Consider the following 250-nt stretch of genomic DNA (forward strand, 5'->3'; position numbering starts at 1 on the left):
CGTCACGGGCGACCTGACCGATTTCGGCCCCGACGACGAATACCGCCATCTGCGCGACCTGCTCGCGCCGCTCGAGATTCCGTATTACCTGATGGTCGGCAATCACGACGATCGCGCGGGGCTGCGCCGCGCGTTCGCCGATCGCCCGGAATTGCAGGACGGCGAGTTCGTGCAATACGCGCTCGACGTCGGCGCGGTGCGCGTGCTCGCGCTCGACTCGCAGGTGCCCGGCGCGAGCCACGGCGACCTG

Annotated in this window: 1 protein-coding gene; it reads left to right on the plus strand. The window is 69.6% G+C overall.

The genetic code is table 11. The features are described from left to right. Positions 1-250: metallophosphoesterase (locus tag R0J88_RS22125; protein ID WP_410901191.1), on the plus strand; the 250-nt coding region annotated here is incomplete at both ends.

The sequence above is a fragment of the Pseudoalteromonas sp. SIMBA_162 genome, from assembly GCF_046535955.1.
Taxonomy (GTDB): Bacteria; Pseudomonadota; Gammaproteobacteria; order Enterobacterales; family Alteromonadaceae; genus Pseudoalteromonas; species Pseudoalteromonas marina.